The organism is Weizmannia sp. CD-2023 (assembly GCF_036225245.1).
In the GTDB taxonomy this organism is placed as follows: Bacteria; Bacillota; Bacilli; order Bacillales; family Bacillaceae_C; genus Weizmannia; species Weizmannia faecalis.
On the sequence record NZ_JARTJQ010000103.1, the window covers coordinates 1 to 16456 of the forward strand.

General features: G+C 43.6%; 10 protein-coding genes and 1 pseudogene. 1 reads left to right on the forward strand and 10 read right to left on the reverse strand.

Annotation, left to right across the window (positions count from 1 at the left end):
* The 4 genes and pseudogenes from P9687_RS15010 to P9687_RS15025 form a co-directional block, all read right to left on the reverse strand.
* Positions 1–1080, reverse strand: a 1080-nt coding sequence (locus P9687_RS15010; protein WP_328228554.1) for a PTS transporter subunit EIIC, incomplete at its 3' end; no start/stop codon positions are given.
* A 397-nt stretch (positions 1081–1477) separates the two neighbouring features.
* Positions 1478–2221 carry a MurR/RpiR family transcriptional regulator gene (locus P9687_RS15015; RefSeq protein WP_168985613.1) on the reverse strand — a complete coding sequence of 248 codons (744 nt, stop codon included), beginning with the start codon at positions 2219–2221 and terminating at the stop codon, positions 1478–1480.
* A gap of 629 nt (positions 2222–2850) precedes the next feature.
* Positions 2851–3819, reverse strand: a pseudogene (locus P9687_RS15020) (AEC family transporter).
* Positions 3820–3843: 24 nt separating this feature from the next.
* Positions 3844–5493 carry a malolactic enzyme gene (locus P9687_RS15025; RefSeq protein ID WP_328228556.1) on the reverse strand — a complete coding sequence of 550 codons (1650 nt, stop codon included), beginning with the start codon at positions 5491–5493 and terminating at the stop codon, positions 3844–3846.
* A gap of 539 nt (positions 5494–6032) precedes the next feature.
* Here P9687_RS15025 and P9687_RS15030 point away from each other — a divergent pair.
* Positions 6033–6929, forward strand: a complete 897-nt coding sequence (locus P9687_RS15030; RefSeq protein WP_168985615.1) for a LysR substrate-binding domain-containing protein — start codon at positions 6033–6035, stop codon at positions 6927–6929.
* A gap of 718 nt (positions 6930–7647) precedes the next feature.
* Here P9687_RS15030 and P9687_RS15035 read toward each other — a convergent pair.
* The 6 genes from P9687_RS15035 to P9687_RS15060 all read right to left on the reverse strand — a co-directional run bounded on the left by P9687_RS15035 (position 7648) and on the right by P9687_RS15060 (position 16427).
* Positions 7648–8397, reverse strand: a complete 750-nt coding sequence (locus P9687_RS15035) for an SDR family NAD(P)-dependent oxidoreductase (RefSeq protein ID WP_110134206.1) — start codon at positions 8395–8397, stop codon at positions 7648–7650.
* Between the two features lie 297 nt (positions 8398–8694).
* Positions 8695–9951: a dicarboxylate/amino acid:cation symporter gene (locus P9687_RS15040; protein ID WP_035183448.1), complete on the reverse strand. Its 1257-nt coding sequence runs from the start codon at positions 9949–9951 to the stop codon at positions 8695–8697.
* 1090 nt (positions 9952–11041) lie between these two features.
* Positions 11042–11518, reverse strand: coding sequence for an anaerobic ribonucleoside-triphosphate reductase activating protein (nrdG, locus tag P9687_RS15045; protein ID WP_168985616.1), 477 nt, complete (start codon positions 11516–11518; stop codon positions 11042–11044).
* On the reverse strand, positions 11515–13386 hold the full coding sequence (locus P9687_RS15050) for an anaerobic ribonucleoside triphosphate reductase (RefSeq protein ID WP_168985617.1): 1872 nt from the start codon (positions 13384–13386) through the stop codon (positions 11515–11517). The genes nrdG and P9687_RS15050 overlap by 4 nt, the downstream gene beginning before the upstream one ends.
* Positions 13387–14163: 777 nt before the next feature.
* A complete protein-coding gene (locus tag P9687_RS15055; protein WP_035183444.1) occupies positions 14164–15243 on the reverse strand; it encodes a PRK06851 family protein in 1080 nt (359 codons plus the stop codon).
* Positions 15244–15377: 134 nt separating this feature from the next.
* Positions 15378–16427: a 2,3-butanediol dehydrogenase gene (locus P9687_RS15060; protein ID WP_035189972.1), complete on the reverse strand. Its 1050-nt coding sequence runs from the start codon at positions 16425–16427 to the stop codon at positions 15378–15380.
* Positions 16428–16456 lie beyond the last annotated feature (29 nt).

Genomic DNA, 16456 nt, shown 5'->3' on the forward strand with positions numbered 1-16456 from the left:
TTTACGTGCGGAATATGCGCTTAAACCGCTTAACCCGGCATGGACGACGAACAGAAGCGGCGCGACAAACATAAATGAGAACTCAATCGGTTCGGTTACACCGGCAATCAGCGAAGTCACCGCAGCCGGGATTAAAATTGCTTTTGCTTTTGCCTTGTTTTCCGGTTTTGCGGTATGGTACATGGCAAGACATGCGCCGAGCAAACCGAACATCTTGGATATCCCGCGGGCATCCCAAATGACGCTTTTATCCAGAAGGTGCGAACTCGGATTGGCGAGTTCCGCATAGTAAATATTTCTTGCCCCTTGATAAATATGGCCGCCGATTTCCGCGGTACCGCCTAATGACGTATATAAAAATGGAGTGTAGACCAAATGATGCAAGCCGGTTGGGATGAGCAATCTTTCCAGGGCGCCGTATAAAAACAGCCCAAAGTTTCCACTCCTATGAATCAACGTCCCAAGTGCATTGATGCCATCCTGCATAAACGGCCAAATATACGTAAGTGAAACCGATAACAAAATAACGGTTGGGATTAACACGATAAAAACAAATCTTGAACCCCCGTAAATCTGCATTGCGCCTTTAAATTCGGTGTCAATAAATTTGTTATGGATGTAAACCGTGACGAGCCCAAGAATAATGCCGAGAAACACACCCATATCCAGCACCTGGACACCTAAAACGAGCGTTTGACCGCTGCCGCCGCCTGCAAGTGCCTTCCCGTCAACGAGTAAGCCCCTGAGCTGCATAAATTTGTTCATCGCATTGACAAATACGAGGTAACTTAACACTGCTGTAAAAGCCGCAGTCGCTTTTTCTTTTTTTGCCAACCCGAGCGTAATCCCGACACAGAAGATGAGTCCGAGGTTTCCCAGTATAGGAACAAGGGAACCTGATAAAATCGTGCCAAATCCTGTAAAAAATGGATTATCTAAAAAGGGAACGCTTTCAATTAGCTTCTGATTGGTAAAGACATTCCCGAGTGCAATTAAAATACCAGCAATCGGCAAAATCAAAATAGGGATAAACATTGCTTTGGAAAACCGCTGCATGGCATCCATCACTTTTGCCTTCACCTGCTCCACCTCCAAATGTGAACTTCGTTTACATTGAGTAGTTTAGTCCTTTTATTTTAGACTGTCGATCGTTTCCGGACAGGAAAAAACGCGTTTCACAGATTGAAACACGTTTCACGGATCGAGGTCCAATTTGACAGGGGACAATGACTCTGCTATTTTAGGGCTTGCTGAATAAGCGAAATTCCTAGATTTGGCAAGGATCCTGATAGCTTTGGCAACCATTTAAATGCAAGGGTTTTACAACAAATCCAGGGAAATGCCTGCACTCGAAAGCCGATTCAACGTCCGGAGAAGATCAAATCACCCCTTTTCGCAAAAGGATTCTTCTATATTTTGAGACAGAGGTTGCAGATAAATTGGGCACAAACTCAGCATCGGATTTGTTCAGCAAGCCCTATTTTATTTGTTGAAAATATTCCTTGATCATATATTCGAACAGGATTAAGACATTCGGAAAGAAGAGATTTGGCAACATATTCCGGTCGTCGAGTTTATATTGGTCTGTTATTTTTAAGTTCAAATCAGACAACCCGGCTGCTGTGTTTTCTGTTTCTTTTGTAAAAGAGACGGTAAAAATCCCGTGTTCCTTTGCCAAAAATAGTTTGTCAATCACTTGTTTCGTTTCGCCCGATTTTGAGATGACAATCAGTGCCCCGACATCATCGAGGTTATTTTCAAACACCCCGATCGAATCCGTCCCCGTCGCAAAAATCGCCTTTTTTCCAAGCACCAGCAGTTTTTTGTACATATACTCCGCAATAATGGAGGAAAAACCGGTAGCATAGATAAAAATGAATTTTTCATTTAAATGCAGGACATTTTCGATAAATTTTCCGATACTTTCTTTTGAATTGTACTGTAAAGCCGGCTGCCCCGGTTCAAACGCTGACTGGCCGTCCTGTTCAAGTTCTACTTTTTTAATGAGCGGCAGCAACTGGTAGTACATGTCTACGAATCCTTTATACCCCAGCTTTTTCGATAACCGGATCACGGTGGCGGGAGACGTATAGTTTTCCTTTGCAATCTCCCGCACCCCCATCTGCAGCACATGATCAATGTTTTCAACAATATACTTTAAAATCTGCTCATCCAATTCAGTCAGTTTTTTCCCTTGGATCATTTTCTGAATATCGGCCATATTTCCCTCACGTCCGTATGTTTATGCTTCTATTATACCCGGTTTGAAAAATGATTGAAAACGGCCGGACCCCACCCCAATGTGTAAAACCTGTTCTTCAATTGCGTTAAGACGTTTTTTTCTTTCCTCATCCAGCGATTTGTGATATTATATCCGTGGGAAGACCTCAGGAAGACCTCTCTCTAGATGTTCATTTCAAGGTGTACATTTAGACAATAGAGTGTCTTCCCTTTTTTTCACTCATTTGCCCCTTCGAGTAAAATTTTACATATACGACCCCAATCCATGGTACAAAAGCCACCTGCAACAGAGGTTTAACCTGTTCTTCAATTGCGTTAAAACGCTTTTTTCTTTCCTCATCCAGCAATTCGTGAAATCATATCCATCTAGATGTTCATTTCGCTGTGTACATGTAGACAATAGAGTGTCTCCCTTTTTTTCACTCGTCTGCTTTTTCGAGTAAAATTTTACATATACGACCCGGCGGAAGCGGCGCCTTGCTTTGAGATTTTCTTTTTATGTAAAAACAGGAGACTGCCATTTTGCAATCTCCTGCCCGGTGGTACGGGATTTTGGCCCGCATTCAATAAACTGAATCGTTCACAACGCACTTCATGTTTTGATTCATGTTAAATAAACTGAATCACCTGCATTAAGACAGGAACAACGACAACAAACAACAACGTGCTTGTCGTGACCACATTTGTCGCATAATTGACATCACCGTGTGCTTCTGTAGCCAAAATCGGCAGAACAGCAAGCATCGGGGTTGCCGATTGGACGATTTGCGTTTGCTGCAACATGGCAGGCAAATGGGTGCCGGAGAAGTGGGTGCCCGTTAAAATCAAAACAATCAAAACGGCCGGTGATAACACAAACCTTCCTAAAAGCGCGAATATCGTATCCCGGTCAAACCGGATGCTTGAAAGGCCAGCGTTATACAGCACAATGCCGATATAAACAAGAGATAACGGGGTTACGATACTGCCCACATACGTTAAAGTGGAATCGATAAAGCCGGGTATTGGAATATTGAGAAGCAGGAAAATAAGCCCTGCGATAAAACCCAGTAATGGCGGCGGAAGAATTTTCTTCCAATTGATTTTATGTTTGCTCCCTTTTGATTTATCCTTTGTCGGATCATCATTGGAAATCAAAAATACGCCGAAAGCCCATGTTGAGACCGTATTAATGATATAGTAAATCAAAAAATACGGCAGGCTTTTTTCTCCAAACAACGCGATGTTTAGCGGCAGGCCGATAAAGATGGTGTTCGCATTGACAACAGCGTTCATAAAGATGCCACGGCGGCCCGGCCGGATTTTTAACAATTTGACGAGCGCATAGGATATACAGTAAGAGACGACGACCGAAATCGCCGGGTAAACCAGGCTGCCGGAAAGTTCCACCAAACTGTTGCGGGTAAATTATTTTAACACCGATACGAAGATGGATGCTGGCAGGGCAATTTTCGTAATCAGAGATGAAATACTTTTTCCGAAATTGTCATCAAACCATTTAAACTTTTTCAAAAAATAGCCCAGTGCAATCATTAAAATAATCGTGATCACACTTTGAATTGATTGTAAGAAGACCATATTTTTCACCCTTTTCCCACTGGCTTAGCTGAATACCAGCTCTTTATATTCGGCCTCCCATTTGATATCCCGGATCGCTGTTTTGACGTCCGTAATTTTTTTGCGATTTAAATTTTGATCCAGGACACTTTGGGCGACGACTTCGGCAATCCTTTGCGAAAACGCGGTCAGCTTGGAAACCGGCGGAAGAACGGCAGCGCCGGGCTTTGTTGTGTCCACAATTCCGCCTAATGCATGGCTTGCCTGCGATAAAATTTCCCCGTTTACAAGCCTTGCCGTAGAGGCAATCAAGCCGAGTCCGAGGCCCGGATACATGAGGGCATTGTTCGCCTGCCCGATCTCATAGGTGACCCCTTTATATTGGACAGGACGCGCCGGAATCCCGGTTGCGATCAGTGCCCTTCCATCTGTCCAGGCAATCAAATCTTCTGCTTTTGCCTCCGCCAATTTGGTTGGATTCGATAATGGGAAAATCACCGGACGGCTTGTATGGGCAGCCATTTCTTTAACAATCGACTCTGTAAAAGCACCAGGCTGTGTCGAGGTCCCAATCATAATCGTTGGATGGACGGCTTTCACTACGGCTTCAAGATGCGTGAGTTCACGGCTGTTTGGAAATTCCGCGCGGCTGCGGACAAAACCTTTTTGACCGGGGGTTAAGCCTTCCGTGTCTTCAAACAACAAGCCTTGTTTATCAACCAGGAAGAAATGCTTCCGCGCCTCTTTTTCAGACAACCCATGGCGCATTAATTCATCTAAAATCTGATTGCTGATACCGACACCGGCTGTCCCGGCACCGAAAACGAGAATGCGCTGATCGGCTAGTTTTTCCCCGGAAATGTTCATTGCTCCTAATATGCCAGCCAGGACCACAATGCCTGTGCCCTGAATATCATCATTGAAAGTTGGAATTTGATTTTGGTATTTTTCAAGAATCGTGGCGGCATTGGAACGTCCGAAGTCTTCCCAGTGAATAAGCACTTCCGGAAATAATGCCGTTGCCGCTTTTACAAACAAGTCAATAAAATCGTAATACCGCCCACCGCGGACACGTTTGTGTTTATTGCCCAAATAAAGCGGATCGTTTAACAATTTTTCATTATTGGTGCCGGCATCGATGACAACCGGCAGCACATGGGTAGGATTGATACCAGCTGCGGCGGTGTAAACCATTAATTTGCCGATCGCAATGTCAACGCCGTTTACGCCCCAGTCGCCCATGCCTAAAATCCCTTCCGAGTCCGTTACCACAATCAAGCGAATGTCCCGGCCCCCGGCTGCATTTTTCAACGTATCCGCTACATTTTCAGGATCATCAATGGACAAAAAGGCGGCATCTTGCGGGTTCATAAAAAGTTCATGATAATGTTCAATCGAATCGGCAACTGTCGGGTCGTAAACGATCGGCATAAACTCAACAATATGTTCATCCATTAAATGGTAAAATAAAGTGCGGTTTGTATTGTACAGCGTCATGAGAAAAATTCTTTTCTCTAAATCTGTTGGTTTGCTTTGATATTGGTGATAAGCCTGAACGGCCTGTTCTTCAATGGTTTGCACTTTTGGAGGCAATAGCCCCTCCAGATGGTAAGCTTTTCTTTCTTCTTCGGTAAAACCTGTGTTTTTATTGATAAAAGGATTATTCAAAATTTCTTGAGGTCTGATTGCCATGATGGATATTTCCTCCTTGACTGCATAATTTCTAATGAGTACAGTGAAAACTATAGCAGCGCAAAAAATTTATAGTCAAAACAAGGAGGTAAGCAAAAAAATATTTATATGAGGAAGACATGATTTTGCGGAAATCCGTCTCCTGTGCTATGTGAAGCGCTTAACAAACATTAGGGCCATTTGCACAGAACGAGGGAACGCGGGAGCACCTTTTTTGAACAGAATGTGAAGTTTTTTAATGGACGTGAGATTTTTTATGAACATCAAGGATTTACAATACGATCAAAAGCTGTATCAGGAAAAGCGTTACAAATAACGCGGCCGTTTGCGCAGAACGGGGAACGCGGAGGTACCTTTTTTGAACAGAATGTGAATTTTTTATTGGACGTGAGATTTCTTATGAACATCAAGGATTTACAATACGATCAAAAGCTGTATCAGGAGAAGCGTTACAAATACCGCGTCCGTTTGCACAGAACGGGGAACGCGAGGGTACCTTTTTTGAACAGAATGTGAATTTTTTATTGGACGTGAGATTTTTTATGAACATCAAGGATTTACAATATTATCAAAAGCTTTACCAGGAGAAGCGTTACACAAAAGTGGCGGACTATTTTCATGTCAGCCAGCCGGCAATTACCGCTGCCATCCAGCGACTTGAAAAAGAGCTTGGTACGCAGCTGATTATTAGGGACCAGTCCCATCACGAGATACGTTTTACAGAAAGCGGCCGACAATTTGAAAGGCATGCCACCCAAATGCTGAAAGAACTGGATATTGCCCGGCAGGAAATCAAGGCATTAAAAATGGAAAAGGTCTCCATTGGCTTGCCGCCGATTATCGGGAACTATTATTTCCCGGCCATTTCATCCATGCTGGCCAAAGAGCACCTGCTTCAAAATATCAATGTATACGAAGATGGTTCACAATCGCTGTTTCACAAACTGTTAGCCGGCAAAATTGATATGGCTTTGCTGGGAGCGATCCATCCGCTAGAAGACGAACAGATAACCAACCATTTGCTTGCTCGCAAAAAATTTAAAATTATTGTCAGCCCAAAACACCCGCTTGCCACAAGAAAATCCGTGGCTTTTCAAGAACTCAAAGACGAAACGTTCATTCAACTGAGCGACCATTTTATTCATCCGCTAGCTTTTGAAAGGCTCTCAAAACAAGCCCATATTCATCCCCCTGTTATTTACCGGACAAATGATATTCAAATCATTAAAGGCATGGTTGCTGAAAATGTCGGCATTAGTTTTTTTACAGAAATCGCCGTCTCGGATTATGACCCTGTCATGGCGTTGCCGCTTTCTGACCCCGACCAGCCGGAATTCCTTATTTCCCTGGCCTACCGGTCCAATCACATTTTAACACCTTTGCAGCAAAAATTGGTGGACGTGCTGACGAAGTGGGAACAGCGAATAAACGGTTCCTGATAAACGTTTGCGGCATGGAGGTTAAGTGAAGGAAACATCGATTTTGCTGGATGTCTTAATGTAGGGGGTGTTCTATGTGAAGGAAGCGAGGGAATTTTATCGGATATCTTAACGTAGACGCGTTCTATGTAAAGGAAGACCTTCGATTTTGCCGGGTATCTTAACATAGAAGCACTCTATGTTAAGGAAGACCCTCGTTTTCGCCGGATATCTTAACATAGGGGCGCTCTATGTTAAGGAAGCTCCTCGATTTTGCCGGGTATCTTAACGTAGAGGCATTCTATGTGAAGGAAGCTCTTCAATTTTCCCGGGTATCTTAACTTAGAAGCACTCTATGTTAAGGAAGACCCTCGTTTTTGCCAGGTATCTCAACGTAGACCCATTCTATGTTAAGAAAGGCCTTCAATTTTTACGGATATCTTAACGTAGAGGCACTCTATGTTAAGGAAGGCCCTCATTTTTCCCGGGTATCTTAACGTAGACGCGTTCTATGTAAAGAAAGACACTCGATTTCGCCGGATATCTTAACATAGAGACACTCTATGTTAAGGAAGCTCCTCGATCTTGCCGGGTATCTTAACATAGGAGCGCTCTATGTAAAGAAAGACCTTCGATTTTCCTCTTAACATAGAACACTTCCCGTTATGGAACGCGGGAAACTTCCGGCCATAACCTTGTATACAGCGCCCAATTCCGTAGATTGGGCGCTGTATGCACTCTATTTTGTATTGGTAAACCCACCGTCAATTCGGATGACTTCCCCGTTGATGTACTCCGCTTTAGAAGTTAACAAGAAAGTAACCAGTTCTGCCACTTCTTCCGGCGTACCGAGCCTTTTTTGCGGAATTCCGCGTGTAGCGTTCTCTTTCATTTCCGGATTTGCTTCATAAAAAGCTTTTACCATCGGGGTTTCCGTCGGGCCAGGTGCAATGGCATTCACGCGCAGCCCATCCTTTGCATACTCAGCCACCAAACTTTTCGTTAACCCTACAATCCCATGTTTCGTCGCAGAATATGTTACAACAGAATCCTGGCCAATGACGCCCGCACTTGAAGAAGTATTGACTATGGATCCGCCGCCGTTATTCACCATGACTTCCCCAACGTAACGGGTACCGTAAAGCGCTCCCAATAAATTGATCCCGACAATTTGATTGATTTCTTCAATGGTCGAGTCAAGAAAAAATGTTCCGCTCCCCGAAATGCCGGCATTGTTAAAGAAGTAATCGATTGTGCCAAACCGGTTTACAGTTTGATCCACATAGTTTTTCACTTCTTCCGGCTTTGAAACATCTGCTTTCACGAAGAAGGAATCAACCCCTAACGCCTTTACTTTTTCTACGGTTGCATTTCCGCCTTCTTCTTGAATGTCCACCACCACAATATGAACCCCTTCTTTTGCCAGTCTTAAGGCAACGGCCTGGCCTAAACCGCTCCCACCGCCTGTCACAATTGCCACTTTGTTCATATAAGCATCCTCCTTGGTTTGAAGTTCTTCCCCATTATAATACTTCACAGCGGCAAATGGAAATTTTTGGATCCCCTTTCAAACAGGAATGTTTTTTAAAACGTTTGCGATCCCAAAAAGGGGCTGTCCCAAAAGTCGTTAAACGGCTGATGGGAGCCCCTTGTAAGCATGATACAGTTGGCTGTTTAGGATCATTCATTTGAGCCACTATTCACACAAGCGTTTCATGAAATTCAGGATCATCAGTGCATGAGCCAAATAGAGGGGTTTTTGGGACATCATATGCCCCATTCCCGCTTATGACTGGCGAACCGATTGTGTTTCCGGGCGGGCAGCGAATGCTTCATTTGGATGGAACTCTTTTTCCCATTTGGAAACAACAATACTGGCAAGGCAGTGGCCCGGTGTATTGCAAGCCGTGCGTGCCATATCCAGCACCCGGTCAATCCCGGCAATAATAGCCACACCTTCAGCAGGTAGTCCGACAGCAGTTGCGGTAGCCAGAAGCACAACGAGGGAACCCATTGGAACAGCTGCAATGCCTTTTGAAGTCGCGATCAGAACCGCCATGACAATCAGCTGCTGTTCAAGGCTCATCGGTATCCCAAATGCCTGGGCAATGAAAATGGAAGCAACGGACAGGTACAATGTGGAACCGTCGCAATTTAACGATAGCCCGGCAGGAATAACGAACGAGACAACACGTTTGGAACATCCGAATTTTTCCATCCGCTCCATAAGCTGCGGAAGGACTGTCTCTGTGCTTGTCGTTGAAAAAGTGATCAGAAATAAGTCCCAGACCATCCGAAATACTTTGAAATAAGGAATTTTAAACATCCAGGCAATCAGCGGGAACAGGCCGAAAATGACGATTGCCAGGCCCAGATAGACAACCCCGATCAGTTTGGCCATCGGAATGAAAAGACTGATGCCAAACTGGCCGACGGAAGACGCCATAAGGGCACAGACACCAATCGGAGCGGTAACCATGACCATCTGTGTTAATTTAAACATCACTTTTGAAACCGACTCCATAAATTTCAATGCCGGCTCCGCTGCTTTCCCGATTGCCCCAGCTGCAACACCAAATAAAATGGCAAAGAAAATAACGGCCAGTAAATTATTTTGATCCATTGCATTCACGATATTGCTTGGAATGATGTTGACAATCATCGTTTTAAAATCAACCACTGTAGACGCGTTTGCTTTTACTTGGGAAATATCTGTTTTGGCCAAATGCGAAAGGTCCACCCCAACACCGGGTTTTAAGAGATTCACAAGCAGCAGGCCGATACCCAAAATAAGCGTCGTAATCAGCTCAAACCAAATCACCGTCTTTAGCCCCAATGAACCCATCTTTTTCATATTCCCGTTTCCACCAGAAGCCCCAACGACAATCGTCGTAAACACAATCGGAATGACAATCATTTTGATCAGGTGAATAAACATATCCCCGACCGGCCTCAATTTCGTCCCGAATTCAGGAAAAATGGCACCTAAAATGGCACCTACTATCAAGCCAATCATCACTTGAAAAGCAAAAAATTTTTTCATGTGACATCCTCCCCCCGAATGATAGATGAATCGCACGTAAAAATACGGAAGCTGAAATTTTACCTTTTGTCAGTCCAATTATGTGCCAATTGAAAATCTTCACAATCTATTATACCCGAGATTCAGACGCCTTTAAATTTAAAACTGCTAATCTGCTTTTCTAAACCGTTTCCAAGTAAATCGGTAGTCGGAAAAATCGAGCTATCATACTATCCGTCGAAAGATTTCGGGCTGCCCAAATGAATAAAAGGAAGAAACGGCAGCAACTGCTTTGCGCGTTTCTTCCTTTTGTTTCATCATTCGTCGGAACTAAATGTTCATTTCCTTTTTTATGTACATCCTTTTTTAAACAGTCATCATCGAGTATATTTTTGCCAACCCAAAACCCTGTGCGGGAATCGTTGTAAAACGCTACCCGCACTCGGCGGATCGGTACGATGTGGAATTTAACGTAAGCCTAAACCGGTTATTCGCAAAAATAAATAACATAACTTAAAATGAGTACCCATATAAAATATCCAATGATTGTCCCCGTAACAATTTTCATTGACCTTGTAAAACTTTTCATACAAACTCCCCCATTTGGATAGCGGTTATCCCACTTGTTCGATATACTTTTCTTTACCCTATGGCTGGAGGGTTAAAACAGATAACAGTAGCAATTTGTTTCTTTTATTCCAAAACCGGTAAAATTCTTTCCATTCAGCCAGTATTCTTTCCATCAGTCATTCGACAGCTTTGATTCATGATAAGTGAGGCAATTGAAACAATACTTTAGTATAGTTTTTTAAGATTGATATATTAAAATGTATGGTTCTATTAATCTACCGTTTGGGGAAATCTAGTAAAATCTTCCAATCATTTACTTTATAAAGCAAAAATGTGAGCCTATACCAAGTTAAAGCCATGCATTGCCATTTGGAAATGCGTAGCAAACCTGGCTAAAGATGTGCCAAGAAAAATGATGACGAAGATGACGGATGGTATCGTTTACAATGAAATCTCTCATCATATTATTCATCCGAACAAGCTAGGTTATACACCGGCAAAAACGGAGAGATGGCAACCATCTCTCCGCTTTTGCTTTTGATTAAAACGACTTTTCCATTTCCCACTTTGTTGTTAAATCAATGATCCGCTGATTTCTGCTCCCGCGAAATGATAAGGTTAGATCACGCTCTGCCAATAGAAACGGGCCATCAACGAGCACATCACAATATCGCAGCAACTCCTGTTGATAGGGATCATCGGAAGCAATTAATTGTTCAAATGTATAGCCTGAGTAAACCCAAATATTTTTTCCCAGTGCTTTTAATCGTTTTGCCACTTCGCACGCTTCTTGTGCTTGAAAAAAGGGTTCTCCGCCGGATAAGGTTACATCTGTCAATGGATTGCCAGCCACTTCTTCAACGACGTCTTCAACCGGCATCTCTGTCCCATTATGGATATTCCAACTCCTTGGGTTATGGCATCCCTTGCAAAAGTGCGGACAGCCTGCAAAAAAGATCACGGTTCGCAAACCTTCACCATCAACAACCGAATCGTGGATGATATTCATGACCCTCATTGATGTTTCACCCTTTCACTCTCTTCTGCACGTTTGGCTGAATTCCACCTTTTCATATCGCCAACCAGATAACCGGTTATTCGTCTAATGCGTCCAATCTTATTTTCATCGGCATTGTGGCAAACCGGGCACTCATTATCAATGATTCCCGAATAACCGCAGACGCCGCACTGGTCGACGGGATGATTGATGGCACCATAGCCAATATCATATTGCGCCATGGCTTTTACCAATCGATCCAAAGCACGGACATTTTTTGAAACATCTCCATCACACTCAATATAAGTAATGTGACCGCCATTACACAATTTATGAAAAGAACCTTCAATTTTTATTTTATCAATCGCCTTGATTTTATAGTAAACCGGGATATGGAATGAGTTCGTATAATAGGACCGGTCCGTCACCCCGGGAATTTTTCCAAACTCTTTTTGGTCATTTCGCGTAAACTTCCCTGATAACCCTTCTGCCGGCGTTGCAATTAAGGAAAAGTTTAAATCATAAGTCTCACTTGCTTTGTCCACTTTCTCCCGCATATGCTGAATGATACGATACCCTAATTGATAAGAATCATTGGACTCCCCATGATGTTTGCCTGTCAGTGCAACCAGTGCTTCAGCCAGCCCAATAAAACCAACACTTAATGTGCCATGCTTTAATACTTCTCCTACTTCATCATCCGGTTTTAAGTTTTCGCTATCCTTCCATATATGCTGACCATACAAAAAGGGGAAATTCTTTGCCTGCTTTTTTGCCTGAAAATGAAACCGTTCTAACAATTGTTGAATGGCAAGGTGAAGATAACGATCTAGTATATTAAAAAATTCACATTCATTTTTAGCAATCAGCGCTATTTTTACAAGATTAATAGAAGTAAAGGACAAATTCCCGCGGCGGATACTATTTTCTTTTCCATGGCGGTTTGCCATCACACGGGTGCGGCAACCCATATACGCAATTTCTGATTCCGGCGTGCCGTCATAATAGGGACGATTAAACGTGGAATCTATAAAACTAAAGTTTGGAAATAAACGTTTTGCCGTCGTTTCAAGTGCTAATTGGTATAGGTCATAATTTGGTTCCCCCGGTTCAAAATTAATCCCTTTTTTCATTTTAAAAATTTGAATAGGAAAAATGGGTGTCTCCCCTTTCCCGAGTCCGGCTTTCGTTGCCAACAACATATTTTTTACCAGCAATCGCCCGGCCTTGGACGTATCGGTGCCGTAATTAATAGAGACAAACGGGACTTGCCCGCCCCCACGGGAATGCATCGAATTACAATTATGAATAAAAGCTTCACATGCCTGGTACACATCCCGGTTGGTTTCTTCCCAGGCTAATGCCTCAAGCTCTTCGTTTGTATAGCTGGTGGCATAGGTTTTCAAACGTTTTTTATTTTTATGGAAGGTTTTCTCTATGTAAGGCGCAAGATCATAATCAAACATCGGGAAACTTTGTCCGCCATGCTGCATATTTTGATTGGCTTGGAAAATAATTGCTGCTAAAGCCATCGCGCTGCCAATGTCTTTCGGTTCACGCATATACCCATGTCCGGTATTAAATCCACCCTTTAATACTTCGCCCAGCGGAATCTGGCAACATGTTGTCGTACCTGTTACCATAAAATCAAGGTCATGGGGATAAATAAAATTGTCATCAATCGCCCTTACGACCTCTTTACGAAGCAACATTTGCTTTGCATAATATTTGCTGACTTCAGAAGAGATCTTTGACATTTGCCCCATTGGCGAAGATCCATCCATATTTGCATTTTCTTGCATTAAATCATGATTATGTGAAAACACAATCTCATTTAAGGCTTGCAGGGGAAAATCGCCACTGGTTTCTTGTTCATTTTTTGTAATCATTTTACCGATTCTCCTTTCTAACGCACCGGTTTTGGGCATGAAGAAAACTTGAACGTCCGTTTCTTTGGTGGCACACCATGCATTTTCAATGAAAAAGGGCTGCGGTGTAGTGGCTTAAAATTCCCGCAACATCCTTGGCGAACAACTCGTTCAACCGCGGAATAAACGGCGGCAAAAGCGGTAAAAATTTCATCCTCCGAAACATCAAGTTCTTACCTCTAAAACGCTTCTGATGGGCAATACAGCGGAACAGTTTTGTAGACAGCTCCGGATTTAAACTGGATTCCTTTTCAGACAGATATTGCCTTCTCACCCAAAACACTATATTTAGTATTTATTTTTGAAACAGCCAACTACATATAGTATCCTATCATAGTGTGTTTTGTATTTCAACACAAAATGAGGAGCGTTCCCGGAAAGTACATTTATGATTCGCGTCTTTCTTTTTCTTATACCTGCGGCCAATTTAGGAATCCGTTCCATTTTTAATACGTTGTAGCAACACCGGGGCGCGGGAAACCGGGAAAGTCGTAATATTTTTCAACAAGACGATGGCTCCTCATGTGATGCCTTTCATCAGGCAAATCGGTACCTGAGGAATCGCGTAATGACTTTCATCACTATCTCGAAAAATTGCACTGGCTGCTTTTCATTCCTCTATTGGTGTCGCGTTCACTCGGCATGAGCGTCTACTATGAAAAACACGAACCCTCTCGATGCCTTTCATTTCCTCCCCAAAAAAAGAATGCCGCAATTTCCCGGCGGCATCCCATTTTATCACGATTGCGTTTGCAAACGTTCAGCTTCCTGAATATCTTGGTTGATCTTGAGATAGATCTGATCCACTTTCGCGAAGTCCAGTGCCTCATGGTAGTACATTTCCAGTTCATCATTCAGCACTTTTGCCTCATGCAGCCAAGCGGTTCCTTCTTTCATTTTATCTTTGTACCGCTTATGGGCAGCTTGAATTTCGTTTGCGTATTTTTCATCCGTACCCGGCGTCACCGCAGCCGCGTACATATCGATCACTTCGTCCCCATTTCGCTCAGGGAAATATTCGTGCGGATCGGTACTGTCAAAAATGCAAAACCCGAGTTCCCTGACGATGACCATATCCAGGCTGTTTGGATCAAATCCGCAATGGTAAATCTCAGTCGTGAAACCTTTTTCTGACGCTTTGGACGCAATTTTTCTCAGCATCGTGGATTTGCCGGTGCCGGCCCGCCCTTTTATAAAATAGCGTTTCGATAACCCCTCCGTCAGATTTGGGATAAAGTCAACTGCTCCGTTTGGTGTGGCTGCCCCGAGAAAACGGTGGTACGCCGTTTGGCTCCCGTCCCCGGTTTTCCCGCCAAATAGCTTTTCAATCAGCTGCTGTGTCACCTGGCCTGCTTTTTCAAAGTCCATTTCTTTTAAGTAAATTGCCTCCAAGTCATCATGATGGCGCAAACTTTCCGCAAACGAATGGTACGCAGATTGATAGGCTTCCTGTATACGGCGATTCAGCTCTAATGCATCCCTTTCATATTTGGCGTCCAATGCGTCCTCCAGCATCATAACCGAATCATTTGTTTTCGGTTCAATCACATACGGCGCGTTTCCATCCACGACGCCTGTTTTTAATCCCGGAATCACTACGCCATCCAGCGAATCAGGAGCAGACGGGCAATGAATCAGTTCAAGATCATAACCTTTTTGCTTCCACACTTCCGCCAGTTTTTCCATGATATATGATTTCCCTGTCCTGCCATTTAAAATAAACACGCGATCCAAACCTTGCAAACTTGAATCCAAATAATGCGTAAACCCTTTCCCGGTATTGCCGCCTGCAAAATAGTGCAACACTTTTCCAGCCATATCCCGTCACTCCTCTGTTTGGGTAATTAACGGTTCTCCACATTAGCCTATGCGTCCCGCGAAAAGGTTGTGATTTCTTCTTGCAAAGAAAAGAGCCAGCCCGGAATCAGTCCGGGCTGGCCTCTTTAAACCGTTTATTTCTCCCCGCTCAATTTAACCAAAATTTTCGCCTGGGATTTGTCTTTGGTCAAAGCTTCGAAACCTTTTTCAACGATTTCTTCCAATTGGATATGGCTAGTAACGACGTCTTGCGGTTTCAATTGGCCGGATGCAATCAGGTTAATCGTTTGTTGGAACGTTTTCTTCGTGTAAACAATTGATGCTGTAACGCTAACACCTGTATTCGTTAACTGCATCGGGTTCCATTCTATCGGGCGTGCAAAGATAGAAATGACATCGACAATCCCGCGTGCTTTCGTTGCATCAAGTGCTTGTTTGAAAGTCGGAGCAACGCCGGCCACTTCAAAGGATACATCTACGCCACCTGGAACAAGATCACGGATGGTTTGGACGGCATCTTTTTCCCCGGAGTTAATAATGTCGGTCGCGCCTGCTTTTTTCGCAAGGTCCAGACGAGGTTGCGACAAATCCGCTACGATAATCCGGCTTGCACCTGCTGCACGTGCTGCAACAATTGTCAATAATCCGATCGGGCCTGCACCAAAAATCGCAACCGTATCGCCAAATCTTAAACCACTATCTTTCACAGCCTGTACAGCAACTGCGCTAGGCTCAACTAGTGCAGCTTCTTCCAAAGACAAGGAATCCGGCACGCGGTAAATATTTTTTTCCGGAATGTTGGCGTATGCCGCAAATCCGCCATTGCTATGTAATCCAATAAAAGCGTAGCCATCATAACGATCGAGTTCATCGGGGTTGGTTTCGTGAGTAATCGTCGGGTTAATGACAACCCTGTCGCCTGCTTTATACTTGGTAACCTTTGATCCGACTTCTTCAATCACACCGGCAAATTCATGCCCCATCGTGAGTGGCGCTTTTTCACCGGTAAATTCATTTTCTTCGCCAACAGGGATAAATACCGGTCCTTCCTGGTATTCATGCAAGTCACTGCCGCAAATCCCGGCCCATGCTACTTTTACTTTCACTTCATTCTCCTTTAACGGGCGCAATTCAACATCTTCCACACGAATATCTTTTTCTCCGTGCCATACTGCTGCTTTCATTTCTTCCACTCCCTTTGCCAAATTTTCCG